General features: G+C 50.3%; 25 protein-coding genes and 4 pseudogenes. 25 read left to right on the forward strand and 4 right to left on the reverse strand.

Going from position 1 to position 26,306, the window contains the following annotated elements:
* Window positions 1-12: 12 nt before the first annotated feature.
* The 14 genes and pseudogenes from ABCM67_RS09390 to ABCM67_RS09455 all read left to right on the forward strand — a co-directional run bounded on the left by ABCM67_RS09390 (window position 13) and on the right by ABCM67_RS09455 (window position 14,715).
* Complete coding sequence (locus tag ABCM67_RS09390) at window positions 13-447, forward strand: PrgI family protein (RefSeq protein WP_342992796.1); 435 nt, start codon at window positions 13-15, stop codon at window positions 445-447.
* A gap of 76 nt (window positions 448-523) precedes the next feature.
* Window positions 524-1,348, forward strand: a pseudogene (locus ABCM67_RS09395) (conjugal transfer protein TraE); the annotation flags it as partial.
* Between the two features lie 744 nt (window positions 1,349-2,092).
* Entirely contained in the window at window positions 2,093-4,066 is a 1,974-nt protein-coding gene (ltrA, locus tag ABCM67_RS09400; RefSeq protein ID WP_342992798.1) for a group II intron reverse transcriptase/maturase, read from the forward strand.
* 93 nt (window positions 4,067-4,159) lie between these two features.
* Window positions 4,160-5,602, forward strand: a pseudogene (locus ABCM67_RS09405) (conjugal transfer protein TraE); the annotation flags it as partial.
* The gene (locus tag ABCM67_RS09410; protein WP_007705948.1) at window positions 5,595-5,768 is read left to right on the forward strand and encodes a hypothetical protein; all 174 of its coding nucleotides are present in this window, start codon (window positions 5,595-5,597) and stop codon (window positions 5,766-5,768) included. The pseudogene ABCM67_RS09405 and the gene ABCM67_RS09410, both read left to right, overlap by 8 nt.
* On the forward strand, window positions 5,761-6,783 hold the full coding sequence (locus tag ABCM67_RS09415; protein WP_342992799.1) for a DNA cytosine methyltransferase: 1,023 nt from the start codon (window positions 5,761-5,763) through the stop codon (window positions 6,781-6,783). Before ABCM67_RS09410 ends, ABCM67_RS09415 begins: the two co-directional genes overlap by 8 nt.
* Window positions 6,780-8,759: an NlpC/P60 family protein gene (locus ABCM67_RS09420; RefSeq protein WP_342992801.1), complete on the forward strand. Its 1,980-nt coding sequence runs from the start codon at window positions 6,780-6,782 to the stop codon at window positions 8,757-8,759. Before ABCM67_RS09415 ends, ABCM67_RS09420 begins: the two co-directional genes overlap by 4 nt.
* Window positions 8,760-8,785: 26 nt before the next feature.
* A complete protein-coding gene (locus ABCM67_RS09425) occupies window positions 8,786-9,058 on the forward strand; it encodes a DUF4315 family protein (RefSeq protein WP_342992802.1) in 273 nt (90 codons plus the stop codon).
* A gap of 103 nt (window positions 9,059-9,161) precedes the next feature.
* Window positions 9,162-9,452: pseudogene (locus ABCM67_RS09430) on the forward strand (SH3 domain-containing protein); the annotation flags it as partial.
* 123 nt (window positions 9,453-9,575) lie between these two features.
* Window positions 9,576-10,124: pseudogene (locus ABCM67_RS09435) on the forward strand (DUF4366 domain-containing protein); the annotation flags it as partial.
* Complete coding sequence (locus tag ABCM67_RS09440) at window positions 10,117-12,216, forward strand: DNA topoisomerase 3 (RefSeq protein WP_342992803.1); 2,100 nt, start codon at window positions 10,117-10,119, stop codon at window positions 12,214-12,216. The pseudogene ABCM67_RS09435 and the gene ABCM67_RS09440, both read left to right, overlap by 8 nt.
* Window positions 12,203-12,682, forward strand: coding sequence for a hypothetical protein (locus tag ABCM67_RS09445; protein ID WP_342992804.1), 480 nt, complete (start codon window positions 12,203-12,205; stop codon window positions 12,680-12,682). Before ABCM67_RS09440 ends, ABCM67_RS09445 begins: the two co-directional genes overlap by 14 nt.
* 12 nt (window positions 12,683-12,694) lie before the next feature.
* Window positions 12,695-14,521, forward strand: coding sequence for an antirestriction protein ArdA (locus ABCM67_RS09450; protein ID WP_342992805.1), 1,827 nt, complete (start codon window positions 12,695-12,697; stop codon window positions 14,519-14,521).
* On the forward strand, window positions 14,518-14,715 hold the full coding sequence (locus tag ABCM67_RS09455; protein WP_342992806.1) for a hypothetical protein: 198 nt from the start codon (window positions 14,518-14,520) through the stop codon (window positions 14,713-14,715). The genes ABCM67_RS09450 and ABCM67_RS09455 overlap by 4 nt, the downstream gene beginning before the upstream one ends.
* Before the next feature lie 453 nt (window positions 14,716-15,168).
* On the opposite strand, the gene ABCM67_RS09460 is transcribed toward ABCM67_RS09455, so the two are convergent.
* From ABCM67_RS09460 to ABCM67_RS09475, 4 genes are all read right to left on the reverse strand, one after another.
* Window positions 15,169-15,501, reverse strand: a complete 333-nt coding sequence (locus ABCM67_RS09460; protein ID WP_342992807.1) for a DUF6050 family protein — start codon at window positions 15,499-15,501, stop codon at window positions 15,169-15,171.
* A gap of 71 nt (window positions 15,502-15,572) precedes the next feature.
* Window positions 15,573-16,916, reverse strand: a complete 1,344-nt coding sequence (locus ABCM67_RS09465; RefSeq protein ID WP_342992808.1) for a relaxase/mobilization nuclease domain-containing protein — start codon at window positions 16,914-16,916, stop codon at window positions 15,573-15,575.
* Window positions 16,877-17,206: a MobC family plasmid mobilization relaxosome protein gene (locus ABCM67_RS09470; protein ID WP_342992809.1), complete on the reverse strand. Its 330-nt coding sequence runs from the start codon at window positions 17,204-17,206 to the stop codon at window positions 16,877-16,879. Before ABCM67_RS09470 ends, ABCM67_RS09465 begins: the two co-directional genes overlap by 40 nt.
* Before the next feature lie 194 nt (window positions 17,207-17,400).
* Window positions 17,401-17,769, reverse strand: coding sequence for a helix-turn-helix transcriptional regulator (locus tag ABCM67_RS09475; RefSeq protein WP_021738115.1), 369 nt, complete (start codon window positions 17,767-17,769; stop codon window positions 17,401-17,403).
* 141 nt (window positions 17,770-17,910) lie between these two features.
* On the opposite strand from ABCM67_RS09475, the gene ABCM67_RS09480 reads away from it, so the two are divergent.
* The 11 genes from ABCM67_RS09480 (at window position 17,911) to ABCM67_RS09530 (ending at window position 26,160) form a co-directional block, all read left to right on the forward strand.
* Window positions 17,911-18,099 carry a DNA-binding protein gene (locus ABCM67_RS09480; protein WP_117492185.1) on the forward strand — a complete coding sequence of 63 codons (189 nt, stop codon included), beginning with the start codon at window positions 17,911-17,913 and terminating at the stop codon, window positions 18,097-18,099.
* Window positions 18,092-18,784: a response regulator transcription factor gene (locus tag ABCM67_RS09485; protein ID WP_002594745.1), complete on the forward strand. Its 693-nt coding sequence runs from the start codon at window positions 18,092-18,094 to the stop codon at window positions 18,782-18,784. The genes ABCM67_RS09480 and ABCM67_RS09485 overlap by 8 nt, the downstream gene beginning before the upstream one ends.
* Before the next feature lie 5 nt (window positions 18,785-18,789).
* Window positions 18,790-19,707 carry a HAMP domain-containing sensor histidine kinase gene (locus ABCM67_RS09490; protein ID WP_173686032.1) on the forward strand — a complete coding sequence of 306 codons (918 nt, stop codon included), beginning with the start codon at window positions 18,790-18,792 and terminating at the stop codon, window positions 19,705-19,707.
* A gap of 134 nt (window positions 19,708-19,841) precedes the next feature.
* On the forward strand, window positions 19,842-20,768 hold the full coding sequence (locus ABCM67_RS09495) for an ABC transporter ATP-binding protein (RefSeq protein WP_173686033.1): 927 nt from the start codon (window positions 19,842-19,844) through the stop codon (window positions 20,766-20,768).
* Window positions 20,761-21,555, forward strand: a complete 795-nt coding sequence (locus ABCM67_RS09500) for an ABC transporter permease (protein WP_173686034.1) — start codon at window positions 20,761-20,763, stop codon at window positions 21,553-21,555. Before ABCM67_RS09495 ends, ABCM67_RS09500 begins: the two co-directional genes overlap by 8 nt.
* Window positions 21,556-21,567: 12 nt before the next feature.
* Window positions 21,568-22,386 carry an ABC transporter permease gene (locus tag ABCM67_RS09505; protein ID WP_173686035.1) on the forward strand — a complete coding sequence of 273 codons (819 nt, stop codon included), beginning with the start codon at window positions 21,568-21,570 and terminating at the stop codon, window positions 22,384-22,386.
* 2 nt (window positions 22,387-22,388) lie between these two features.
* On the forward strand, window positions 22,389-22,850 hold the full coding sequence (locus tag ABCM67_RS09510) for a hypothetical protein (RefSeq protein WP_342992812.1): 462 nt from the start codon (window positions 22,389-22,391) through the stop codon (window positions 22,848-22,850).
* 485 nt (window positions 22,851-23,335) lie between these two features.
* Window positions 23,336-23,770: a sigma-70 family RNA polymerase sigma factor gene (locus ABCM67_RS09515; protein ID WP_342992813.1), complete on the forward strand. Its 435-nt coding sequence runs from the start codon at window positions 23,336-23,338 to the stop codon at window positions 23,768-23,770.
* Window positions 23,771-23,774: 4 nt separating this feature from the next.
* Entirely contained in the window at window positions 23,775-24,011 is a 237-nt protein-coding gene (locus tag ABCM67_RS09520) for a helix-turn-helix domain-containing protein (RefSeq protein ID WP_342992814.1), read from the forward strand.
* Between the two features lie 527 nt (window positions 24,012-24,538).
* Window positions 24,539-24,745, forward strand: coding sequence for a helix-turn-helix domain-containing protein (locus ABCM67_RS09525; protein WP_005541444.1), 207 nt, complete (start codon window positions 24,539-24,541; stop codon window positions 24,743-24,745).
* Window positions 24,746-24,765: 20 nt separating this feature from the next.
* Window positions 24,766-26,160, forward strand: a complete 1,395-nt coding sequence (locus ABCM67_RS09530; RefSeq protein ID WP_172680789.1) for a site-specific integrase — start codon at window positions 24,766-24,768, stop codon at window positions 26,158-26,160.
* Window positions 26,161-26,306 lie beyond the last annotated feature (146 nt).

A 26,306-nucleotide genomic window follows, 5' to 3' on the forward strand; every position in this document is an offset into this window, starting at 1 on the left:
AGGCTTGATAAATTGGCGTATGTAACCATTCCAAAGGATTTGACGAAAGTAAAATCCAAAGTGCTGTTTGGACTTACCAAACGGCAGCTTATATGTTTCGGAGCGGCGGCACTCATCGGAGTACCGCTTTTCTTTTTGCTCAGACGCACGGCCAGCAACAGTGCCGCCGCGTTCTGCATGATTATCGTCATGCTCCCGTTCTTTCTGCTTGCCATGTATGAGCGGCATGGTCAACCCCTGGAGGTGGTGGCCGGACAGGTCATCCGCTGTATGTTCCTGCGGACGAAAGAGCGGCCTTACCAGACAAACAATTTCTATGCAGCCCTGGAGCGGCAGGCCCAGGCGGAAAAGGAGGTGAAAGCCATTGTTCAGAAAGCGAAAGCCAGAGCCGCAGGCACGACAGGCGGCAAAAGCCGCGGTAAAGCTGACCGTCGCAGAAAAACGTGAGATCAGCCGTATCCTGGAAACCGCCAGAGGCGACGGCAAGGTACATTCCGCACAGGACACCTTACCGTTCCGCCAGATGTACCCGGACGGTCTGTGCAAGCTGGACGACCACACCTGGTCGAAGTGTATCGAGTTCGAGGATGTGAATTATCAGCTTGCAAAGCCTGACGACCAGACGGCGATCTTTGAAGCCCTCTGCGATATGTATAACGCCCATGACGCTTCTATCGGGATGCAGCTCTCCCTTGTGAGCCGCCGCATGAACCGGGAGGATTTTGTGAAGCGTATCGAGATCGCGGCGCAGGGAGATCACTTCGACCATATCCGTGAGCTTTACACACAAATGCTCCGCAAGCAGCTTGAACGGGGCAACAACGGTCTTATCAAAACAAAGTATCTGACCCTCACCATCGAGGCACGGGACAGCAAAACCGCACGGGCACGATTTTCCCGGATCGTCATGGATGCCCTCAACCATTTCAAGGTCATGGGTGCTCTGGCAAAGGAGATTGGCGGCAAGGAGTGGCTGGAAACGCTCCACGGCATCCTGCACCCGGACGGGGAACGGTTTGCCTTTGAATGGAGCTGGCTTGCCCCTTCCGGCCTGTCGGTTCAGGATTTTATCGCACCATCTTCCTTCCGCTTCGGTGAAGCACGGAAGTTCACGATGGCGGATAAATTCTGTGCCGTGTCCTTTCTGCAGATCAGCGCACCGGAAATGGATGACCGTATGCTCACCGAACTGCTGGATACGGACAACGGGCTGCTTGTCAGCCTCCATATCCGCAGCATGGACCAGAACGAGGCAATCAAAACGGTCAAGCGGAAGATCACTGACATTGACAGTATGAAGATCGACGCGCAGAAAAAGGCGGTGCGGGAAGGTTTCGATATGGATATCAGTGCGACTCGTTCCTGAACAAAGCCTTCGTGGTTGAAGGACAAAATCAGGCACTAACAAAAGAACGAAATTTCAAATGTTAGGAGAACTAACAATCCAAGCGGTGGAATGATGGGGTAACGCCCTGAAACGCCCCCTTAATACTCCGACTGGCATTTCTACAAAAATGTGACTTGTCAGAAGCTCGGTGAAGTCGGCCGAGAGTAGCCGTAAGGTCTGCTGGATAATTACCAGCCTCCACGAAAGCTGTCCAGAGGTGGATGGTGCTACCTATAGGCCGGAGGTCTATAAAATACCCATGGTCAGAATGTCTGAAATATATGACTGACGAAAACCGCGAATGTACGGGTCTATACCATGACGGCATAGAAATGTGCCGGTAGCGTTAATCGTTAGCCAGTGTGGTGGAGTAAGAATTGATGTTATAAAACACCATGGCACGTTACAGGCGTGTCCAAGCTGGCAGGCTCAAAGCGGAGACCTAAAGGTATATGTATAGATAGGATTGTTGGAACGAGGAAAGGCAGTAGGTATTTTTTTTATGAAAATATAGGATGACGAAGAACGATAAGTATCCGAACTGCTGCTGAAAAGCAGAGGTCGAACCTGTGACGTTTTCTGCGAAAAAGAAGAAAACAGAGGAATGGCCTCAAGTCAGTCAAACAGCCTATCAGCACTTAGTCGCAATTAGGATTGCGAGTATGACAAAAAGAAGTCACTCGCCGTAAGGGAGAGTGATGCCTAATGCCAAATGAGAAGCATACAAAAACAAAATGCGTAGAATACCTCCGTCACGCAGAATATTACGATATGCAGCATACTTTTGATGATCTGTATGCCAGAAGTCAGACTGGAGAAATATTTGACAGTCTGATGGATGTGATACTTTCAAGAGAAAACATCCTGCTGGCTTACAGAAATATCAAATCCAATACCGGTAGTTTCACACCGGGAACGGATAAGCTGAAGATTTCGGATATTGGCAAACTTACCGCTGACGAAGTAACAGCCAGGGTATGCAAAATCGTAAAAGGAGGAAAAAACGGCTACACCCCCAGAAGTGTAAGAAGGAAAGAAATCCCAAAGCCCAACGGAAGCACCAGACCTCTGGGAATCCCGTGCATCTGGGACAGGCTGATACAACAATGTATCAAGCAGGTCATGGAGCCAATCTGTGAAGCCCGGTTCAGCAATAACAGCTATGGTTTCCGTCCTAACAGGTCGGTAGAAAATGCAATAGCGGCAGTTTACAGGCTTATGCAGAGATCCGGACTTTCCTATGTTGTGGAGTTCGATATTAAGGGTTTCTTTGATAATGTTGACCACTCAAAACTCATAAAACAGTTGTGGTCGCTGAATATCCGGGACAAAGAATTGCTTTTTGTAATTCGCAGGATTCTCAAAGCACCCATTCTCATGCCAGACGGACACACAGTACATCCAACAAAAGGGACGCCGCAGGGCGGTATTATCTCCCCATTGTTGGCCAACGTTGTCCTGAACGAACTTGACCATTGGATAGAAAGCCAGTGGCAGTGCAATCCGGTAACAGAGAATTATTCCCACAGGGAAAATGCTTCGGGTTCTCCGATACAAAGCCATGCGTACCGGGCCATGCGGAATACAAACCTAAAAGAAATGTATATCGTAAGATATGCCGATGATTTTCGCATCTTTTGCAGGACAAAGGAGCAGGCAGAGCGGACAATGATAGCGGTAATGCAATGGTTGAAAGAACGCCTGAGACTTGAAATATCCCAAGAGAAAACGAGAGTTGTCGATACCAGGCGGAGCTATTCTGAATTTCTTGGGTTCAAAATCAGATTACACAAAAAGGGCAAAAAGTACGTTGTGCAATCGCACATGTGCGATAAAGCATATAAAAAGGCAAAGGCGAATCTGATAAAACAGGTCGGAAACATCAAATTCCCAAGAAAAGACCGTGGAGAGGCCGGAGAAGTTCGGCTATTCAACTCCATGGTCATGGGAATCCAGAATTACTATCAGCTTGCCACTGACATCAGTATTGATTGCGGTGACATTGGCAGGGCTGTCAACACAGTCCTTAAAAACAGACTGAAATCTGGAAAGACGCACCGCCTGAAAGATGAAGGCCGTGACCTTACCAAAGTGGGACTCCAAAGATATGGGAACTCGGAGCAGCTAAAATATATAGCACAATCCAAAGAGCCTATTTATCCCATAAGCTATGTTCAATGCAAAAATCCAATGAGCCAGCGACGGAAAGTATGTGCATACACAGTAGAAGGACGAACCGAAATTCACGATAATTTGCGAATAAATACCTTCCTGATGTTACAGCTTATGAACGCACCTACTTACCGCCGCAGCACAGAATATGCGGATAACCGCATCTCACTATTCTCTGCCCAATGGGGAAAATGTGCGGTTACAGGTACAGACTTCAAATGTATTTCGGAAATCCACTGCCACCATAAAATACCAAGAGTTGATGGCGGCAGTGATAAGTACGAAAATTTGGTACTGGTGCTTGCGCCAGTGCATGAACTGATACATGCCGCTGATGAAAATACGATATTTTCCTACATTTCCGCTCTAAAATTGGATACTAAGCAAATTGCAAAGTTAAATAAGCTGAGAATACTGGCAAAAAGGAAACCTATCATCTTGGAGAACCAAAATCATGTAAATTATTCTCATAATGGTATGACTAAGGAAACTAAGAAAACTGTTTGATTGATGGAACGCCGGATGCGGTGAAAGTCGCATGTCCGGTGTGAAGCGGGGGAAAAGTTGGAGATAACTTCAAAGACTTACCTATCGCTATTCCCCACCGATCTTGCCACCTACGCAGGCGAGGCAAAGAACATCCTCCGTGACCTGCAAAGCAGAAATGAGCGAATGTTCCTGATGACCTTCCTGGTGGTAAATTTTGCAGACAGCAAGCAAAAGCTGGAGAATGATCTTCTCCGTGCGGCAAGCGTGGCGCAGAAATATAACTGTTCCCTGGTACGGCTGGACTTTCAGCAGGAGGACGGCTTCGTGTCGGCTCTGCCCCTGGGTGTCAACCGCATTAAGATACAGCGCGGGCTTACCACTTCGGCGGTGGCGGTGTTCGTTCCCTTCACCACGCAGGAGATTTTCCACGGCGGCGAAGCCCTCTACTACGGGCTCAATGCCACTTCCGGCAACATGATCCTTGCCGACCGCAAAAAGCTGAAAACACCCAACGGCATGATCTTAGGCACACCCGGCAGCGGCAAGAGTTTTTCCGCAAAGCGTTCCATCGTGGGTGTGTTCCTGAATACAAAGGACGATATCCTGATCTGTGACCCGGAGGCGGAATATTTTCCGCTGGTGAACCGTCTGGAAGGACAGGTCATCAAAATCTCACCTACCAGTACACAGTATGTGAACCCTATGGATATCAACCTCAATTACAGCGAGGATGATAACCCGCTGGCGCTGAAATCAGATTTTATCCTGTCGTTCTGCGAACTGGCGGCAGGCGGACGGAACGGTCTGGAGCCGGTGGAAAAGACGGTCATTGACCGTGCCGTGCGGATCGTGTACCGCCCCTATATCGCAGACCCCCGCCCGGAGAATATGCCGCTGCTGGAAGATTTGTATGACGAGATCAAACGGCAGCCGGAGCCGGAGGCACAGCGGATCGCGGCGGCACTGGAACTGTATGTGCATGGCAGCCTGAATGTTTTTAACCACCGTACCAACGTGGATATCAACAACCGTATTGTCTGCTTTGATATCAAGGAGCTGGGAAAGCAGCTCAAAAGCCTGGGTATGCTGGTGATCCAGGATCAGGTGTGGAACCGTGTTTCCCAGAACCGGGATCAGGGCAAATCTACCTGGTATTTCGTGGACGAGTTCCACCTTCTGCTGCGCGGTGAGGTTGGTTCCTGGAGTGTGGAGATTTGGAAACGCTTTCGCAAATGGGGCGGTATCCCCACGGGAATTACGCAGAACATCAAGGACCTGCTTTCCTCCCCGGAGATCGAGAACATCTTTGAAAACAGCGATTTTGTGTACCTTCTGAACCAGGCCAGCGGAGACAGAAAAATCCTCTGCGAGCGCCTGAATATCTCCAACCAGCAGGCGGCACATATCAGCAACGCAGGCCCCGGCGAGGGGCTGATCTTCTTCGGCAATGTGATCCTGCCTTTTGTGGATGACTTCCCGAAGGACAATGAACTTTACAGCATTATGACGACAAAACTTGGTGAAACCGGGAAAGGAGAAAACGAACATGAATGATCCCCGCTATTTGCATACGGAAGAAAAGCAGGAGGGCGAAACCTTTTTTGATGTGATGAACCGGCTGATTGCCAGAAGCAAGGCGGTCACGGCGGATATGGAGGCGGTCCTTGCGGAGTTGGAAAGTGAGATCGAACCGTTCCGTGTACCGAAGGGCCATGAATAAACTGACCCATGTGAGCCTGTTTTCCGGCATTGGCGGTCTGGACCTGGCGGCGGAGGCTGCCGGGTTTGAAACCGTCTGCCAGTGTGAGTGGGCGGATTTTCCGCACTCCGTCCTCTCCGCACGATGGCCGGATGTTCCCAAGTTCCGGGATATTACTACTTTTACGAAGGAGGCGTTTTTTGAAAAAACAGGACTTGAAACAGTTACCGTTATCTCAGGCGGCTTTCCCTGTCAGCCCTTCTCCACCGCCGGAAAACGGAAGGGCTTTGCGGATGAACGCTACCTGTGGCCGGAAATGTGCCGCGTTATTACCGAGCTGCGGCCCCGTTGGGTGCTTGGGGAAAATGTTGCTGGCTTCATCAATATGGGGCTCGACAAAACGATCTTTGACCTGGCAAAAGCGGGATACGCTGTTCTCCCATTCGTATTTCCGGCTTGCGGTGTCGGCGCATGGCATGAGCGCCAGCGAACTTTTATCGTCGCGGCTGATGTTTCCCACACCCCTTGCCTCCGACAACAACACCGCCAGGGACGCGGCAAGCCTGGATGTGTTCCTGTCGGACAATGGGATATTCCGCAAGAGGAACCGAAACGGGGCGATCTGGAGCCTCAGCCTGTCGGCGGCGGTATTCTATCTGACCCCGGTGGCGTCGGACGGTTTCCGCTCGACCTTGAAGCCGTCGGCCTTCGATCCAGCGAAGAAGGACGGGAACCTGTCGGCGCAGATCATCTCTCAGGAACAGCCGGTGTCCGAAACGGCAGCACTGAACCCGGATTGGGTGGAATGGCTCATGGGCTTCCCGAAAGGATGGACGGACGTATCCTCTGGACCGCCGAGCCAGAAGGAATCCCCCGCATGACCGAGCGCATGGATGACCGGGCACTGCGGCTGAAAACTTTGGGAAATGCGGTCTGCCCGCCCCAGGCCTATCCCATTTTCCGCTATATCGCCATGATTGAAAATGGCACCTGCGGCGACTTTTGCCCCTATGGAAAGGAAGGTGACTGCCTATGAGGGAACTGAAAGCAACCGATAAGATCACGCAGAAAATGACCCGTGACGGTGCGGTATCAGAAAACCTTGCCACGGGAGAGGTGGAACATATCAGCAGCCGGGAGCCGGAAACGGAGCTGTCCGCTTCTTCGGAAGAATCCGCTGATGCTGCGGCTGATCTTGCCCTGCGTGCGGCGGAACACCATGAGAAGAAAAGCGCACGAAAGGCTGAAAAGGCTGATACCCAGGCGGTGCGGGATGGTTCTGCTGCAAGGCAGCGCCCGTCCTCCCGTCTGCAATTCACCGAGGAAGAACGCGCCGATCCCGCACTTGGAAAGTACATCGACCATTCCGACCGTGCGGCGGACAGGCTGGACGCGGCAAAGGCCGCTATCCCCACAAAGAAAGTTCTCCGTACCGAGCGTGTTTTTGACGAGACAGCCGGAAAAGGAAAAACGCAGCTTCACTTTGAAGAAGTGGAGAAACGCCCCAACGGACGCCTGCGGCACAATCCGCTTTCTCGGCCGGTCCATGAGATTGTCCACGCTGCCCACGCGAAGGTGCATGAGGTAGAGCAGGAAAATGTGGGTGTAGAGGCCGGACACAAAGGCGAGGTGTTGACGGAACGCGTGTTTGCCTATGGAAAGGGCAAAGTCCGTGCCGCCGTCCACCATCACCGCACAAAGCCCTGGCGTGACGCGGCGAAGGCAGAGCAGGCTTCTTTTAAGGCAAACGCCGACTACCTTTACCAAAAGGCACTGCATGATGATCCTGCATTGGCAGCTTCTAACCCGGTATCCCGCTTTCTGCAGAAACAGCGGATCAAGCGGAACTATGCAAAGGAGCTGCGGCAGGCGGAGAAAACCGCAAAGAACACCGCAGCTACGGCGAAAAGTGCGGCGCAGAAAGCAAAGGACGCCTTCAAGGAAACATTCCTCTACATCAAACACCATAGCCGGGCGGTTCTGCTGGTGATCGGCATTGGTGCCTGTGTTGTCCTGCTGTTTGGCGGGATATCTTCCTGTTCCATGATGGCGGGCTCCGGCGTGGGCGGTGTATTCACTTCCTCTTATCTCTCCGAGGATGCGGATATGCTGGCTGCGGAGGCGGCCTACTGCGAATTGGAGCAGGCGCTTCAATATGAGCTGGACCACTATGAGGCTCTGCACCCCGGATATGACGAATACCGTTTTGATCTGGACGAGATCGAACATGACCCTTATGTGCTGATCTCCATTCTCACGGCGTTCCATGAAGGGGTGTTCACCATCGACGAGGTTCAGGCGGAATTGCAAATGCTCTTTGAAAAGCAGTACATCCTGACGCAGACCGTGGAAGTGGAGGTACGCTATCGGACGGAGACACGGACAGACAGCGAGGGAAACGACTATGACGTGGAAGTACCGTATAACTACTATATCTGCAAGGTGAAGCTGGAAAACTTCAACCTATCCCATGTGCCGGTCTACATCATGGACGAAGAAACACTTTCCCTGTATGCGGTCTATATGGCAACGCTGGGGAACCGGGAAGATTTGTTCCCAGGCTCCGGCTATGTAGGCAAGTACACCAAACCACCCACCACCTATGATATTCCGCCTTCCGCACTGGAAGATGAAACCTTTGCAGCGCTCATTACCGAGGCGGAGAAGTACATCGGCTATCCCTATGTCTGGGGCGGCAGCAATCCGAACACTTCTTTTGATTGCTCCGGCTTCGTATCCTGGGTGCTGACGCAAAGCGGCGTCTGCAATACGGGCAGGCTGGGAGCCCAAGGACTCTACAATATTTCCACCCCGGTATCCTCTGCCAACGCAAGACCCGGCGACCTGATCTTTTTCGTCGGCACTTACGATACACCGGGCATTTCCCATGTGGGTATCTATGTGGGCGGCGGAAAAATGCTGCACTGCGGCGACCCCATTCAGTATGCAGATATCAACACAAGCTACTGGCAATCCCACTTTTACGCTTTCGGGCGACCGCCCTACAACTAAAAAACGATATGGAGGTAATTTGATTTATGGCAACGACACAGAAGATCCGCAATGACATTGCGAAAACCAAAGAAAAGATCGCGGAGCAGCAGAAACGCCTCCGTGCGCTGGAGACCCAGCTTGCGGAGGAAGAAAATCTGGAAATCGTCCGCATGGTAAAAGCCGTGAAGATGGACAATAAGGAGCTGACCGCTTTCCTGAAAGCCTATGCCAGCGGTATGATCTCCCTACCGGAAGGCATGCTGCAGGAGGGCGACACAGAGAATGAGGAAACGGAGGGATACGAGGATGAAGCATAATTTTATGACAAAAATGGTATCGGCTCTTTTGGCGGTGGTGCTCAGCACTGCCGCTTTTTCTGTCACCGCCTTTGCCAGCGGCGGTGAGGAAAGCACGGAGTCCATGGCTGAACAGGAAACGGCCGGTGATGTTTCTGATCTGCTTTCCGCTCTGGCAGGCAGCCAGGTCACGGTATCCGTCACCGATGATGGTATCCAGTTCAGTTCCGGCGAAAATGACCCCGGGCAGACCGGTACTGTCACCACGGGCGGCGGCAATTTGAATGTCCGCACGGGTGCGGGAATGGACTACACCGCCTTCACCCAGCTTCCCAATGGAACGACCGTGAAGGTGATCGGCACAGACGGCGACTGGCTGAAGGTCATCCTGCCGGAGAAAGTCGGCTATGTCTATTCCGGCTACATGACGGTAAGTGACGGCGAGGCTGGCTCTGGGGAAGGTTCTTTCTCTCTGGATGCGGAAACACTGGAAAATCTGCTGGGTATGCTGGGCGGTGGTTTGAATGGCGGTGCCGCCTTGACTCCGGACGGGAACCTTTCGCTGATTGACGATATTGGCAGCCCGACCGCCAGCGGCAAGCAGTTTATTACAGTGGAAACGAAGAACGGCAATGTGTTCTATCTCATTATCGACCGTGACGATGAGGGCGAGGAAACCGTGCATTTTCTGAACCAGGTGGATGAAGCCGACCTCATGGCGCTTACGGAGGATGGAGAAAAGGCGGAAACACCTATTGTCTGCACCTGTACGGAGAAGTGCCAGGCCGGAGCGGTCAATACCGCTTGCCCGGTCTGCGTAAAAAACCTTAGTGAATGTGTTGGCACAGAACAGAAAGCTGCGGAGCCCACCGAGCCGGAGAATCCGGAGCCTGAAAAGAAAAGTAATGCTGGGGCGATCCTGGCGGTGCTGCTGATCCTTGCAGCCGGAGGCGGCGCGGCGGTCTATTTCCTGGTGCTGAAACCGAAGCAGGGAAAGAAAGTTCCCGCTGATCTGGATGATTTCGACCTGGAGGATGAAGAAGAATATCTGACCGAGGATGAGGAAACGGAGGAAAAGAATGAGTAAACTGATTATCGCAGAAAAACCGAGTGTGGCAAAATCTATCGCGTCGGCCCTGGGTGCTTCATCCAGGGCCGATGGCTTTTATGAGGGCAACGGCCTTCTCGTATCCTGGTGTGTGGGGCACTTGGTATCCCCGATGGATGCGGGCGGCTATGACGAGAATTTCAAGAAATGGCGCTATGATGATCTTCCCATTCTGCCGGAGCCATTTCGCTATGTGCTGGCACCAGGCAAGGAGGATACTTTTGAAAATCTCCGTGCCCTGATGAACCGCCCCGATGTGGATACCATTGTCAATGCCTGTGACGCCGGGCGGGAAGGTGAGCTGATCTTCCGTCTGGTGTATGAAATGGCCGGCTGCCGCAAGCCGGTTCTTCGGCTCTGGATTTCCTCAATTGAGGACAGCGCCATCCAGGAGGGCTTTTCTGATCTGCGTCCCGGTGCCGATTATGAAGCCCTGTATCAATCAGCCCTCTGCCGCCAGAAAGCGGATTGGCTGGTGGGGATCAATGCCACGCGCCTTTTCTCCGTTCTCTATCACCGCACCTTGAATGTGGGCCGTGTGCAAACACCCACGCTGGCAATGCTGGCGGAGCGTGACGCAAAGATCACGCTGTTTCACAAGGAAAAATATCATCTGCTGCGCCTGACGCTGGATGGAGCCGAGGCGGTGTCGGAGAAATTCACCGATTCGGCAGCGGCGGAACAGGCAGCGGCCATGTGCAAGGGTGCGACCGTCACCTGTACCTCTGTCACGAAGGAGCAGAAGAAGGAACAGCCGCCGAAGCTCTATGACCTTACCACCTTGCAGCGGGAGACAAACCGCCTGTTTGGATACACAGCGAAGCAGACCCTTGACTACGCCCAGAGCCTCTACGAAAAGAAGCTACTGACCTATCCCCGCACAGACAGTCGGTATCTGACCTCCGATATGGCGGAAACGGCGTCCTGCGTGATCCACCTGGCGGCGAAACTGCCACCTTTTGATAGCTGCACAGACTTCTTCCCTCTGATGGAGGCCATGATTTCCGACAAAGATGTATCCGACCACCACGCCATTATCCCCACGATGGAGATTGAAAAAGCGGATATCAAGGCTCTGCCTCTGGGTGAGCGCAATTTGTTCCTCCTTGTCTGCTGCAAGCTGCTGTGTGCATCGGCGGAGCCGTATGGGTATGAGACGGTCACGGCCACATTTGACTGCTGCGGCCATTCCTTCACCGCAAAGGGCAAGCGCGTCATCTCCGAAGGCTGGCGGGAGATCGACCGCATTTTCCGCGCCTCCCTGAAGGAAAAGCCTGCGGATGGGGACGGCGATGCGCTGCCGGACTTCACCGAAGGGCAGACTTTTGACGGTGCGGAGGTTGCTGTTACCGAGCATTTCACCCAGCCGCCGAAGCCCTATACCGAAGATACCCTCCTGTCCGCTATGGAGAACGCGGGCAAGGAGGATACGCCGGAGGACGCCGAGCGAAAAGGACTGGGCACGCCCGCCACCAGGGCGGCTATCATCGAAAAGCTGGTGACAGCCGGATTTGTGGAGCGCAAGGGCAAGAGCCTGATCCCCACAAAAGCCGGTATCAACCTTGTCACAGTCTTGCCGGAGCCGCTGACCTCTCCCATGCTGACGGCGGAATGGGAACAAAAATTGACGGAGATCGCAAAGGGCGGCGCTGACCCGGATACCTTCATGGACGGTATCCGCACGATGGTCCAGGAGATCGTGTCCACCTATTCCTGCATTTCCGAGGATGGCAAAAAGCTGTTTGCCCCGGAGAAGGAAGTGATCGGTACCTGCCCTCGCTGCGGCCAGCCGGTTTATGAGGGCAAGAAGAACTTTGCGTGTTCGGATCGGTCCTGCGGTTTCGTTCTCTGGAAAAATGACCGCTTCTGGACGAGCCGCAAGAAGGAGCTGACAAAGAAAATGGCAGCGGACCTTCTGAAAAAAGGCCGCACCAATGTCAAGGGAATGTGGTCTGAAAAGAAACAGGCTGCTTATGACGCTGCGGTGATCTTGGATGACACGGGTGGCAAATACATCAACTTCAAACTGGAATTTCCGAAAAGAAAGGAAGGTGTCAATGGCAGAAAATAAGACTTTGGAACATTTACCCGAAGTGAGGGCGGCGGTGGCTGCCCTCTCCCCGGAGGGCCGGGAGCTACTGATGGCGGTGCAGGCATCGCCCTTCAAGCTGACAACGCCGGAGCAGTTTAAGGAGTTTACGGACAACATCGACTATTTCGTATTTGAGCCCAATATCCACGATCTGAATGATCTGGGGTGGCGGTATCTGGCACTGCACATGGATATGCTGCTGCCCCCAGAACTTCTGAAAGCGATCGACCCTGTTCCTTTTGGCAAGTACGCCCTGCAAGAGGAACAGGGCCATTTTACGGAACACGGATATATTTCTCTTTCCGGCGACGAGTGGGTGCATGAACGCCCTGCGGAGCCTGAGAAAAAGCCCTCCATCCGGGAACGGCTGGAACAGGGCAAGAAGGAATGTGCGGAGAAATGCAAGGCGCAGCCCCATAAGGAAAAATCTGCGCCGGAGCTGTAAGGAGGTGCTGATATGCCATATTACGATCACGACAAGGATTATCCCGTTGCTGCCTTTATCACCAATCTTGGGAAGTACAATGAGGGTGAGCTTGTGGGCGAGTGGGTGAAGTTTCCCACCACCGCCGAGGAATTGAAGGAAGTGTTCAAACGTATCGGGATTGGCCAGAAGGACGACTTCGGCAATCCCTATGAGGAATGGTTCATCACGGACTATGACTGCTATGTGGACGGTCTTTACAGTAAGCTGGGTGAATATGAAAATCTGGACGAGCTGAATTATCTGGCATCGAAGCTGGATGAAATGAGCGAAAGCGAATACGCACAGTTTCAGGCCGGTATGGAAATGGGCGACCATTGCGGCAGCCTGCAGGAGATCATCAACCTCACCGAGAATCTGGATTGCTATGAGGTTTACCCCGATATCCATGACTATGACGATCTGGGCCGCTATTACATCGAAGAACTGGACGTTATGCAGGTGCCGGAGCATTTGCAGAATTACATCGACTATGAGGCCTACGGCCGGGACGTTGCGTTGGAGGAAAACGGCACCTTCACGGATCAGGGCTATGTGCGTGATACGGGTGACAGTTTCCATGAGTATTACGACGGTGAGCGCGGCAGTATCCCCGACGAGTACCGGGTGATGACCTTTCAGGACGATCTTCCCGAAGAAGAAAAATCCGAGTGGGCTATGGATATCGCCTTTGACATGGATGAGTTTTTCCGTCAGAACGATCCGCAGTATGCGGCGGAGCACCCGGAGGCACACGCCGCAAAGGAAGAAATTTACGAAAGCCTGATGGCCGGACGCATTTCCACTCTGGATGAAAAGCTGGCGGCACTGGGGCAGACGCAGGAGGACTATCTTCCCTCGGAGATTGAAAAGTTCAAGGACGCCACGGGCTATGAGGAATTTCTTGATTTTGATCCGGCGGAGGTCAAGGCCGCTTTGGATGACCCGGAGAAGTCCCATGCGGATGAAATGCTGTCCGCTGCGGAAAGGGCTGCCTCGGAAAAGATGACTGTGCTTGTAGTGGAGCCTATGAAGGAACCCTATAAGAAGGAGATCGCCCCCGATCTTCATTCCCTGCAGGCGGAGGTCGGCGGAGACATTGGCGCAACTTATCCCTATTCTGACCCGGTGGCGCTGGTTTGCAATGATGAAGGAAAGCTCATAGGGCTTGATTTGAACCGTGGGCTGCGGGATGAAAATGGAGAAATTTATGATATCGTAGCAGGAACTTTCCTGGTGGTTGGACTTGGTGAGGAAGATTTTGCGTCCCTGTCCCCGGAACTGATCCAGAAATACACGGAACAGTTCAAAACACCGGAACGATTTATGCAGATCAATGGCAATATCGTTGTTCTCCCTGTTCCTGCTGAGAAACAAGACCTCGCTTATCTGCCAGACCGTTTTGAGACCGGCGAGCGTGTGCAGACACCGAGGGGCAGCTTTCAGGTGACGGCTATGAGCCGGGAACAGATGGAGGCGGCCGGTTACGGTGTCCACCATATTTCCGATGATGGAAAGTATCTTATCATGGGAAACGGCACACGGGCCTTTGCCGTGGCAGCGGAACAGCCGGAAAAGGATAATCCCCTCCGCACAGCGGAAATGACGCTGGAGGATGACTACGGCATGATCGACGGCGTTATCAACAACGGCAGACGCGGCGAGGAATTGGAAAAAGCCCAGGAGTACGCAGAGCGGACAACGCCGGAGAAGCCTTCCATCCGTGAGCGGTTGGAGGACGCAAAACGGGAGTGTGCCGAACATAAGCCCCCAGAGGGCAAGAAGCCCGGTCGTGATGTGCCGGAGCATGACTGCCTATGAGCCGAAGCAAGAAGTGGCGGCTGGAATGGGCGTTCTTTCTGGGCGAGAACGGCAGGCGGCAGTATAACCATATCTGTAAAAAATGTGTTCACGGCTGCAAGCAGAGTTTCCGGGCGTGTCTGGTCGCTTGTCCGCATTACAGTTCCAAACGATCTAAAATTTGTGAGGATAAGGGTAGAAAAACCGTAGAATAATTCCCTGTATCCGTACTTTCAAAGAGAGCCTTTATGATTTCTCATGTGTCGGTCTGCTTGCTGGCACATAGAGAAAATGGCTCGATTTCAAACACTTTCTGATACACAAAACGGGAGTACAGCTTTTCGGTTCATTCGATTGGCTGTACTCCCGCTTTTTCTTTTTGCTATCATCAAATTACTTTAACACGGTTCTGTTGTTTGAACAGGGGTACAAATTGTACCTCCGTTGAAAAGGAATTTCCATAGTATTTTCTCATTAGGATTGGATAGGAAAGGATGGATAGCCGCCGCAGTAGGCGTTGTGGGAATGTGTGTAAACTGCCAGGATTGTGAGGCTGTGGGAAAGCTGTTTGCAGACTTGTGGGAAAAGGCTTGTCTTTTTCCATCAGGTTGTGAATGGCTTTTCCATCGGCACGAGCGGCAGTTTTCCATATTTCCATGACGCAAAAATCAGCCTACAATCAGCCGGTACACCGTCAGCGGCACATACCATACCGCTACGATCAGCCGCCATACCAGAATGAAACCACCTATCACGCCGCCGATAATGAAGTTCAATGCAAACAGGGCGATCCCTCCACCCAGGGAGCCGCCGCCAGGCACGATCCAGAGGCACATCCGATGGAGGCCAAACGGCAGCCCGCAGAGTATCCAGAGCCATACATAGTCAAGCTCTCCGTTCTTCATGCAGGCGGATTTGAAGATACAATACAGAATCAGTGCCACGGTCACGGGCAGTACACTTTTGAAGAATAATGCTTTGATTGCTTCGCTTCTTGTCATCGGTAAAACCTCCTTCCGCAGTTCCATTATACAGGATGCCGGGAGCTACGCCCAGCGTCTTTCAAAGAAATTTATTCAAGTTCATGCCGCCGCTGTTGTTCCTGTTCCTTTGGAACGGCCAGCAGCGCATCCACATTCTGTTTGACAGTTTCGTATTTCTGGGCTTCGGCTCTTGCGGCTTTATATTCAGCAAGGAGCCGTTCCTTTTCTGCGTTGAGATTGGCAAGCTCCGTTTTCATGCTTTCCGTTGTCGGCAGCGGCACAGTCCCCAGCCGTTTTAATTCTCTGGCGGCCGCTTCAAAAAGGATGATCTCGCTCTCATGCCCCCGCAGGAACTTTTCTTTATCATTCGATTTACGGTATCGGTCATAAAGTGGCTTTAACTGGCGGTAAGTGCCGGCGTGCTTCATCACAAGGGTAAGTTCGGCACTTCTGCTTTCTATTCGCTTGATCTCCGTATGAGTGGTATCTCTGCGCACAGACACGGCGGTCAACTTGCTTTCCAGTTCTCCATAGTTGCTTATCCCGTGCTCGGTCAGGAAATTCATGGTCTTGGCGGCTTGTTTCAGATTGTTCAGCTTCGCCCAATGGGTGAAGCCTGCGCTCTGCTGTGCCTTGATGTTATTTTGGATATCAATGAGCAGGCTGATCTTTCCGTCCTGCCGTTTCGGTTGGTGGGAAGGTCTGGATCGTCCGGCAATCCGGGCGGCAAGGGCTTCTTCGGTGTAGTCCACACCCAGGGTTTTCAGACGGGTGAATCGTTCCTGATCCGGCGCTCTGGCGGAGATATATTTGCCCCGCTTGATCTCATAGCCTTCTCTCTGCAGGCGGCGAAGCAGTTCTTCTAAATCGGAACAGGCTGGCAGGAGTCGGTCGATTGCCGCTTTCAGCTTTGCCTTATAGCTGGTGCCGTTCTGCGTAGCCTGATGTTCAATATAGCTCTTGCCCTTGTCCTGTCCTGGGATGATGACAGACAGACCGTGTTCCTTGCAAAGCCGGTCCGAAGTGCGGCGGATATAGTGATAACTCCGCTTGTTGGAATGGTAGTGCTTATGATCCGCAAAGCTGACCGCATTGAAAATCAGGTGATTATGAACATGATCTTTGTCTATATGAGTGGTAAGTACAAACTCATACTTGCCGCCCAGGATTTCTTTTGCAAGCTCCATGCCGATCTCATGGGCCTGTTCCGGCGTGACCTCTCCAGGCTGAAAGGCTTGGATCAGGTGACGGCCCAGGTTCGTTCCCTTGTCGATGGCATGGAGGCGGGTCCAAGCAAATTCGATATCCGCAGTTTCGGCGGCGCAGCCATAGGAGGAAACAAGCAACTTTCCGTCCGTCTTTTCCGGGTTGCAGATATAGTCAATGGCCGCTTTCAGCGTTGACTTGATAGGATGTGTCTTTGTAACTGCCATATCTCGTCCAGCCTTTCCCGTATCTCGTCCATGTCAGACTGATACGCAGAGCCTCCGGCGTTGATCCGCTTGGCGATCTGGTTGATGTTCCGACCGATGGCGGAAAGTTCTTTGGTAAATGCCTTGATATCTGCGGTGTCCGTATAGATGATATACCCGTCAATCGCCATCTTTCGAAGGTAGGCGCCATATCTGCGTGTGGGTAACTGGCTCATTTTTTCGTCTATGAGCCGCTTTTCGTCCTCCGTAACATAGAATTTCATTTGGATATTCCGCTTTCGGTTTGCCATGCGCCGCCTCCGTTCCTCATAAGGGTTTGGGACTATCCCAACAAGCAATTTTGAATTTTCGGGTAAGGGACCTGAAAATCTCAAAATTCGCAAGCGGGTACTCGCTTGCTGTGCTTGCTACCGTATCTTATCCCTACTTATAAAGCGTTTCGGAAACCTCAAAATGCCCGCAAAATAAGAAAAACAGAGGATGTTCAGACACCCTCCGTTTCTTCATTCGGCTTTTCAATTTTTAAGGCCCCGTCAATGGCACCCTCCACGATAGGCAAATACTGTTCCGGGCAGAGCTTTAACTTCTGTCCGACCCGCTGGCGCAGCTCGCTTTCCTCTCGCATGACCTCTGGATTGAAATATCTCTCCATCGGCAGGCCGCAGATTTTTACAAGCTGAATAATGACCGGCAGGCTGGGGATCGTGCCCTCGTTTTCGATGTTGGCAAGATACCTGGTATCAATGTTCACCTTTTCGGCTAAATCTTTTCGTGCAAGGTTCTTCGCCTTCCGTGCTTCTTTTACATCTGCACCGAAGGTTTCAAAGCCAGGGCAGTCTTTCACTTTTGCCATCTAGCATCACCCACATACATTCTATATTGCATAGTTTGCACATGGAATGATGCGATATCCACTCTTTCTGCATTTTATAATTCATATTTACATCCTTGTATTCTTCGTGCAGACGAAATATAATATTGGGGGAGGTGCAAAATGGACTACATGACATTAAAAGAGGCAGGCCAGAAGTGGAATGTTACGCCTCGCCAGGTAAATTATTTGTGTTCCGGAGGGCGTATCCCCGGCGCTGTAAAGATGGCTGGTGTTTGGCTGATCCCAAAGAACGCAGAAAAGCCGATTGACGGAAGGACAAAACAAGGGAAGGGGTTGCACCATGAATAAAATCCTGATTATAGATGATGACAGAGAACTGTGTGCTTTGATTAAACGCAGCGTACAAGCAGAAAACATAGAAGCTGATTTTTGTAATACCGGGAAAGAGGGTTTACAGAAATTAAAAGAGCAGGAATACCAGCTTGTAGTGCTGGATGTGATGATGCCCGGTATGGATGGCTTTGAAACGCTGGAAGAAATCCGCAAAGAGAACAGCCTGCCGATTTTGATGTTCACATCCAAAAATGACAGCATTTCTAAAGTGCGGGGCTTACGAGCCGGGGCGGACGATTATCTGACAAAACCGTTTGATATGGACGAACTGATTGCCCGTATTGCGTCCCTCATTCGCCGCTACACCCGTTTTAATCATCAAGCCGGAGCTGTGCAAAAACTGGATTTTGATGGATTGCAAATTGACCTTGAAAATCGTTCTGTTACGACGGAAAATGGCACTTTTGAACTTCCACCAAAGGAATTTGATCTGCTCCTGTACTGTGCAAAGCATCAAGGAAAAATTTTGACAAAACAGCAGATTTATGAGGAAGTTTGGGGCGAAGAATATTTCTATGATGACAGTAACATTATGGCGATTATCAGTCGGCTTCGTAAAAAATTAGAAGTCAATCCTTCAAGCCCAAAGTATATACAAACGGTCAAAGGGATTGGCTACCGGTTTAATAAGGAGGTGTAGTCAGTATGGAAATCATTGTATTCTTGTCCATTGTGATTGCTGTTGGGGCTGTATTGACTTCCATCGTTCTCGTTCGGCGTGTAAAAAAACAAATAGCAGAAATGACCGATGTGCTGGTTGATGTGAAAAACGGAAATGGCAACCGGCGTATTCTATCTGCAACAAATGAACTGACAGCACCTCTTGCCTATGAAATCAACGAGATCGTTGTGGCCTATGAAAGCAGACTTTCAACTGTACGGCAGACAGAAGAAACCAACCGCCAGCTTATGACGAGCCTTTCCCATGATGTGCGAACGCCCCTTACTACTCTGATTGGGTATCTTGACGCTGCACACAAAGGACTGGTCACAGGAAAAGACCGGGATGATTATATTGAAACCGCCCGCCGGAAAGCCCATGATCTGAAAGAATATATTGATGTACTCTTTGACTGGTTCAAGTTAAATTCAAACGAGTTTGCTTTGGAAATCCAGAGCGTTGAGGCCGCAGAGCTGACAAGAAATATCCTCATTGACTGGATACCGATTTTTGAGGATAAACAGGTTGAGTATGACATCGATATTCCCGAACAGCCTGTCCGGGTAAGATTGGATATGGACAGCTATATGAGGATTGTCAATAATCTCATTCAAAATGTAATCGCTCACAGCCATGCAGACAAAATCAAAATTGCCCTGTCAAAGAAGGAAAATAACATGGAGCTGCTGCTGGCGGATAATGGAGTGGGAATTGAGAAGGAAGATTTGAAACACATTTTTGAACGGCTCTATAAGTGTGACAAAGGACGGTCTGAAAAAGGAAGCGGTCTTGGTCTTTCTATTGTCCATCAGCTTGTAGAAAAGATGGGTGGGAGTATAACAGTTGAAAGTTTGCCGGGAAAAGGAACTGAATTTATGTTGCTTTTTCCTTTGGAGAGTTAAGCGGGTTCCCGTCTTTATGGCGGGAGCCTTTGTCATTTTACTGGATTTCAAATTGCAAGGTTAATGCAAGGTTGCGGCAAGGTTAATGCAAGGTTGGCATGATAGAATACCTTACAGAACAGGAGGTTTTGAATATGGATACAAATTATATCATTGAAACAAAAAATCTGACGAAGCAATACGGCTCACAAAAGAGTGTGGCTGACTTAAATATCCATGTGAAGCGTGGGAGAATTTACGGTCTGCTGGGCAGAAACGGAGCCGGAAAAACCACTACCATGAAAATGCTGTTGGGCTTAACGAAGCCGACTTCCGGGGAGGTCAAAATCTGGGGAAAGTCTTTGCAAGGGAATGAAAAGAAGCTGTTGCCCCGTATCGGAAGCCTGATCGAGTCCCCCGGTTTTTATCCCAATCTGACCGGCACAGAGAACCTGCGTATCTTTGCTACTCTGCGGGGCGTACCAAACAATCATGCTATCAAAGATGCTCTGGATCTGGTAGGACTGCCCTACAAAGATAAAAAGCTCTTTTCACAGTATTCTCTTGGTATGAAGCAGCGGCTTGCCATCGCCCTTGCCGTTATGCACGATCCGGAGCTTTTGATTTTGGATGAGCCGATCAACGGCCTCGATCCCATCGGTATTGCAGAAGTACGCTCCTTTATTCGGGAGCTTTGCGACGCAAGAGGAAAAACTATTTTGATTTCCAGTCACATTCTTTCGGAGATTTCTTTGCTGGCTGACGATATTGGAATTATCGACCACGGCGCGTTGCTGGAAGAAGAAAGCCTTGCTGAGCTGGAGCAAAAAAGTAGTAAGCATATCCGTTTTATGCTCTCTGATACTGCACAGGCGGCAAGAATTTTGGAACGCAATTTCCATGAAAACCATTTCTCCATACAGGACGACCACAATCTGCGCCTGCACAACCTTGATCTGCCTGTGGGGAAAATTGTAACTGCCTTTGTAGAAAACGGATTGGAGGTATCGGAGGTGCATACTTGTGAAGAAAGTCTTGAAGATTACTTCAAGCGTGTGACAGGGGGAGAAGGAATTGCTTAAACTAATCAAATGCGAATTTTTGAAATTAAAACGGAAGCCATTGGTATTTATTTCCCTACTGCTTTCTGTTTTCATGCCATTGGCTTATGCTTTCTTTCTGGCAGATGTAAACACTGATGTGGATGCTGTAAATGGAGTGATGTCCAGCCTATTCCAGCTTAGTGCATATTTGCTTTTGATGCCGCTTCTTGTGATACTGGCTTCGAATCTGTTGTTTGAGGAACTTGATAATGACACACTGAAAAACCTTGTTACCGTACCGGTAAATAGAACCAAGCTGGTGCTGTCCAAGATGCTGGTTTTACTGTTGTTTGCCGTTGGCTTTATGGCAGTTGGAGGATTGGTAAATCTTGCGGTTTTGTTGTTTCAGGGTTGGGAACCGGTTGGGTTTTGGACCTTGTTTGGCGTTGGAATTGAAGAAGGGCTGATTATGTGGGTGGGCGCACTTCCCTGTATTCTGCTCGTTGTTCTTCTTAATAAAAACTATATCGTGTCTGTCGTGATTACCTTTTTCTATACGATTGCGAATTATATCCTTTCCATGAACGATATGTTTCTCACACAGCCTTTTGGTTTGAACATAGGAACCCTGTTTCCGGGGCCGCTGGCCTTCCGCTGGACATTCCAATTTTATGACCAAAGCCAGACCAGTGTGGAGTTAGCAGATTTGTTGGAACGGGTCAGTCCGTATTTTCTGAATGGTGTTCAGGTATTCGGTGTGATTATTGTGGAAGCCATTGTATTTCTTACGCTGATTGCATTTGTTTACCGGCGACAGGAAATCTAAGGGGGTGTGACTATGTGGAACTTATTAAAATCGGAATTACTGAAACTGCGCCGGTGCCAGATTCTTTTGGTAGGGCTGGTGGCACTTGCACTCTGTCCTTTGGTTCAGTATGGAAGTCAGTTGATTGTGGAGGCAGAGTACCGAAATCCAAATTATGATTTTTCTGCACTATTTGAAAATGTTGTTTGGGGAAACACTCAGATATTCCTTCCAATTTCACTGGTAATGATCGGAGGATGGCTTATAGACAGAGAATCCACTCATGATACACTGAAAAACATCATGACAATTCCTGTTTCTATGCCGAAAATGTTGGAAGCTAAGTTACTTTTAGTCGGTATGCTTGCAGTTCTGCTGGGAATATACAGCGTTGGCATTACCTTGATTACTGGATTGACGGTTGGATTATCGGGACTGACAGCGGAAGTGTTTTTTCATGGAGGTACGCAGATCGTGTTAGCGGCTCTGACGACCTATTTGGTCTGTATGCCGCTGATCCTGATTTTTGGGCAGATCCGAGGGGCATATCTGGGCGGTTCCATTCTGGCGTTCTTCCTTGGATACAGCATGTTGTTTTTCAAAAGTGGTATCCTTGCCAGCATCTATCCGTTCTCCGCTGCGCTGATTTTAGTGGGATTTGACATGAGTGAATATGCCGGAACAACCACATCCTCAACCCCTTTGTTGGCGGTCATTGGGGTTGGCATCATGGTTCTCTGGGCGGTGCTGTTGTTACTGATGTCCAGTAACAAAAAAGAAATGAAATCCCGTAAACAGGCAAATGCCAAGGGAAAAGGAAAGCGTGCTGTACGCAGGAAAGGAAGGCGATAGCTGTGAAGAAAATAGTTTTATCATTATGCCTGATACTATTGGGTGCTTCTATGCTTTCAGGTTGTACAAAAGACGAATTTCTCGATCAGTATAACAATATTGTTCAGTCTGCTGGTTCCATAGCGCTTACCGGAAATTCATCCTTACAAGGTACGAAAGAAAAAGGAATTGATGATTATACAGGAAGCTATACAGCCAACTATGAGGATTTTTCAGATACAGAGTATTTGTTCGGCGGAACTTCCATAAAGCGTGAAGCCGGTAAGGAGCTGTCCATTGATTGCACCTTGGAGATTACGGAAGGTACTGCAAAAGTATTTTGGATTTCTGGATCTGATGAAGCAGTCACGTTGATTGAAGCAACCGGGACTTATAGTGACACAATTACACTTCCTGATGGTGGAAATTATATTGGCATTGAATGTGAGAATTTCACTGGAAACATTGAATTAAATATTGAATAATACTCTGCCGGACGACGGCAAAAGAAAAAAAGCCGTCGTAGAGCAGACAATTTGACACGCCCATTTGAAACGGCGGCTTTGATTTTCAGAGCCGCCGTTTCTTTGCGTTTACACAATCCTATGACGACTTGCAGGGACACGGTAGCCGATTGGAGGTTATTTTGCCGTGTCCTTCTTTTTATTCCGCAGTATCCATGATCTGCACCAGTTAAAAAAAGCATAGCCCCTCCATCGGAGCAGTCCGGCTTTGACTATGAACTATACCATGTAGACAATCGTCTTTATAAAACACTTCCGCGCCCTGCAGGTCCGTTGCGACTTGCTGGGCGCTTTTTGCTGTTTTCTGAGGACAAGCCCGCCTCGAAAAAAATTTTTAAGAAATTTTCAAAAAGGAGGCTTTTAGCGGGTAGCGAGCGGCTTTGCGTTCGCCTTGTTAGCGGAAAGGGAGAAACCCACCTCATTCCCCCAGGAAAGGGGGTGAAAAGATGGATATGATCCCCCGTAATGACTATGGCGAACGGTGCCAGTTCGATGCTTACTGCAAGCTGGTACTGTACCATGAGGCAATCGACTACCTTCGGGAAATGCAGAGGCGCCGTGACAGGGAACTGTCATTCAGCGACCTTCCGCAGATGGAAATGGACAAGCTCTGCGTTGTAGATTATTACCCCAGTGACAGATTTACATTCTCGTCCCACGGGTATGACCTGCATATCGAAAACGAGCTTGTGGCTGACGCCTTTGCCGGTTTGTCCGTTCAGGAGCAGAGTATTTTGATCCTGCATTTTGTTCTGGACTTGCCGGATCAGGAGGTTGGTCGCCTTATTGGAATGTCTCGCAGCGCCGTTCAGCGACAAAGGGCAAAATCATTGACCGAGCTGCGGATCAAGTTGGCCGCACTCATGCCGAAGGGAGGTTGAAGGTATGAAGAAACCCACTTACAAGGGCAAGGAGCTTCTTCCTCTTTCGGTGATTGACGCCGCCCGTGACGGGGATTCTCAGGCTGTGGATCAGGTACTCCGGTACTATGAGGGCTATATCAATAAGCTCTGCATCCGGACGCTTTACGAGCCTGACGGCCAGCCCCATGTTCGGGTGGACGAGTACATGAAGCGCCGATTAGAGATCAAGCTCATTCATTCCATTGTCAGCATAAGCTGACAAGCCCGGTCTGAAAGCGGAAACAGCTTACCCTTTCCCTGTTTCTCTCTTTCGTAGCCGGAGGCAGCACCTTGACAAAGAAAGCCCGTTGGGAGGCCAACGCCGCAGTATAAGGCAAACGGATACATTCCTGTTTGTGCCGAGCCATACGGCCGGTGCGCCATGACCTCGTTTCAAGTCCGCAGGACGGGACCACTGTAACGGGCGAGCGAACAGCACCAGATCGTAAAACAAGCGTGGCGGCTTGCGGGCGATGACACACGGGCAGGGTTAAAGATACTCGCGCATTGAACGCCCACAAAGCATTGTGCGCCGCACCCATCAGCATGGGCCGGGGTTAGACTCCCGTGGAGCTGTGCCAGCAGCCGTCCGTAAGCCTACTTTTCTTTTTTGAAAGTTTATGGATAGATCGTAAACTTTTCAATTAGCAGCAGACAAACACGGAGCAGCACGGTAAAATAATAGTGGAAGTTATATTACCCACACATATTCGTGCTGTTCCTTTTCATAACTGAAAGGGGGTTCTCATGTCTCAAACATGGAACGGCACGAAGAAAGAAACCCCTGAAAGAAGGACATATACGGTTGACGATATTGCTCAAATCCTGGGCATCGGAAGAACTTCCGCATATATCCTTGTAAAAGAAGGGCACTTTAAAATCGTGCGAATTGGTAACGCCATACGCATTTCCAAGCGGTCATTTGACGAGTGGCTTGACTCCCTCGACCTGTGATCCAAGAAAGGAAGAACGATATGGCATCTATAATCAAGCGAAAGAAAAACTATTCCGTTGTTTACAACTATGTGGACGAAAACGGAGAAACCAAACAGAAGTGGGAAACCTGGCATACCCACAAAGAGGCCTTAAAGCGCAAGGCGGAAATCGAAAATCAGCAGCACACGGGAACTTTTCTCCCGCCAAGCAATCAGACGATCACCGAGTTCCTTTATGACTTCGTATCTCTTTACGGAGAAAAGAAATGGGGCGTGTCTATGTATGACAGCCAAACGGCACTGATTGCGAACTATATCAATCCGATCATCGGTGATATGGAGGTACAGGCGGTTACTCCCCGTGCGGTTGACGGTTATATCCAAACCTTACAGAAAACCAAGTCGGTGTCTACCAAGACCCGAAAGGCCGTTACCACCTATGTCAGCGACAAGACCATTGAAAAAATAATCAAGCTCCTGCGGTGTGCGTTTAAGCAGGCGGTACGATGGGAAATCATTGCAAGAAATCCCTTTGACAATGTGATCCTCCCGAAAACGGAGTATGCGAAACGGGATATCTGGACAGCGGATATGATCCGTCTTGCCCTGGACAAATGCACGGACAGCAAGCTCTATGTAGCAATGAACCTTTCCTTTGCCTGCTCTCTGCGTATGGGTGAAATCCTGGGGTTGACCTGGGAGAACGTCCATATTTCCGATGAAGATATTGCGGCGGATAATGCCTATGTCTACATCGACAAGGAGCTGACACGGGCTTCCAAACGGGCGATTGAAACGCTGGGTGAGAAGGATATCTATTACATCTTCACTCCGCTCATGCCGAACACCAGCACAAGAATTATTCTGAAAAAGCCGAAAACCGATTCCAGTATCCGTAAGGTGTGGCTGCCGAAAACGCTTGCCTATATTCTGCGAGAATGGAAAAAGTCCCAGGACGAGCTGAAAGGCTTCCTTGGCGACGAGTATCAGGACTTCGATCTGGTGGTGGCACTTCCTAATGGACGGCCCTGCGAGGATCGGATCATCCTCAAAGAGTTTGCAAAGCTCCGTGAGGACGCAGGGCTGCCGAAGGTGGTCTTTCATTCTCTCCGTCATTCCAGTACCACCTACAAGCTGAAACTGAACCACGGCGATCTGAAAGCCACCCAGGGCGATACAGGCCATGCCGAGATCGACATGATAACCAGTATCTATGCTCACATTCTGGACGAGGATAGAAAGGTCAATGCTCAGAAATTCGAGACTGCCTTCTATGCCAAGCCTGATCTTCGCAATGTCCGTCCGCCGGAAGAACCGGCAAAATCGGAGCCTGCGACCCTGGACCTTGAAAGCCTTGTGGAGCAGCTTCAGAAGTCGCCGGAGCTGGCAAGTGCGCTCGCAGCCCTGATAGCGGCGCAAGCCCCGGCAAAGTGATCCGAAAAATCGAATTAGCAAAACGCAGAATTTTCTTAGCAAATTTCTGAAAAGCGTTCGAGTCCAATTAGCAAATATACATCATGCGGCGTATAAAAATCTCCCGGTAACGGAAGTGAAATTACCGGGAGAAGGAGGAACAAAAA

Origin of the sequence: Blautia sp. 2227st1_G12_2227SCRN_220401 (assembly GCF_039062885.1) — a bacterium.
Taxonomy (GTDB): domain Bacteria; phylum Bacillota; class Clostridia; order Lachnospirales; family Lachnospiraceae; genus Blautia_A; species Blautia_A fusiformis.

Coding starts and splice junctions, on each gene's coding strand:
- ltrA (WP_342992798.1), top strand. CDS start 2,093: ATGCCAAATGAGAAGCATACAAAAACAAAATGCGTAGAATACCTCCGT.
- ABCM67_RS09410 (WP_007705948.1), top strand. CDS start 5,595: ATGAATGATCCCCGCTATTTGCATACGGAAGAAAAGCAGGAGGGCGAA.
- ABCM67_RS09415 (WP_342992799.1), top strand. CDS start 5,761: ATGAATAAACTGACCCATGTGAGCCTGTTTTCCGGCATTGGCGGTCTG.
- ABCM67_RS09420 (WP_342992801.1), top strand. CDS start 6,780: ATGAGGGAACTGAAAGCAACCGATAAGATCACGCAGAAAATGACCCGT.
- ABCM67_RS09425 (WP_342992802.1), top strand. CDS start 8,786: ATGGCAACGACACAGAAGATCCGCAATGACATTGCGAAAACCAAAGAA.
- ABCM67_RS09440 (WP_342992803.1), top strand. CDS start 10,117: ATGAGTAAACTGATTATCGCAGAAAAACCGAGTGTGGCAAAATCTATC.
- ABCM67_RS09445 (WP_342992804.1), top strand. CDS start 12,203: ATGGCAGAAAATAAGACTTTGGAACATTTACCCGAAGTGAGGGCGGCG.
- ABCM67_RS09450 (WP_342992805.1), top strand. CDS start 12,695: ATGCCATATTACGATCACGACAAGGATTATCCCGTTGCTGCCTTTATC.
- ABCM67_RS09455 (WP_342992806.1), top strand. CDS start 14,518: ATGAGCCGAAGCAAGAAGTGGCGGCTGGAATGGGCGTTCTTTCTGGGC.
- ABCM67_RS09460 (WP_342992807.1), bottom strand. CDS start 15,501: ATGACAAGAAGCGAAGCAATCAAAGCATTATTCTTCAAAAGTGTACTG.
- ABCM67_RS09465 (WP_342992808.1), bottom strand. CDS start 16,916: ATGGCAGTTACAAAGACACATCCTATCAAGTCAACGCTGAAAGCGGCC.
- ABCM67_RS09470 (WP_342992809.1), bottom strand. CDS start 17,206: ATGGCAAACCGAAAGCGGAATATCCAAATGAAATTCTATGTTACGGAG.
- ABCM67_RS09475 (WP_021738115.1), bottom strand. CDS start 17,769: ATGGCAAAAGTGAAAGACTGCCCTGGCTTTGAAACCTTCGGTGCAGAT.
- ABCM67_RS09480 (WP_117492185.1), top strand. CDS start 17,911: ATGGACTACATGACATTAAAAGAGGCAGGCCAGAAGTGGAATGTTACG.
- ABCM67_RS09485 (WP_002594745.1), top strand. CDS start 18,092: ATGAATAAAATCCTGATTATAGATGATGACAGAGAACTGTGTGCTTTG.
- ABCM67_RS09490 (WP_173686032.1), top strand. CDS start 18,790: ATGGAAATCATTGTATTCTTGTCCATTGTGATTGCTGTTGGGGCTGTA.
- ABCM67_RS09495 (WP_173686033.1), top strand. CDS start 19,842: ATGGATACAAATTATATCATTGAAACAAAAAATCTGACGAAGCAATAC.
- ABCM67_RS09505 (WP_173686035.1), top strand. CDS start 21,568: ATGTGGAACTTATTAAAATCGGAATTACTGAAACTGCGCCGGTGCCAG.
- ABCM67_RS09515 (WP_342992813.1), top strand. CDS start 23,336: ATGGATATGATCCCCCGTAATGACTATGGCGAACGGTGCCAGTTCGAT.
- ABCM67_RS09520 (WP_342992814.1), top strand. CDS start 23,775: ATGAAGAAACCCACTTACAAGGGCAAGGAGCTTCTTCCTCTTTCGGTG.
- ABCM67_RS09525 (WP_005541444.1), top strand. CDS start 24,539: ATGTCTCAAACATGGAACGGCACGAAGAAAGAAACCCCTGAAAGAAGG.
- ABCM67_RS09530 (WP_172680789.1), top strand. CDS start 24,766: ATGGCATCTATAATCAAGCGAAAGAAAAACTATTCCGTTGTTTACAAC.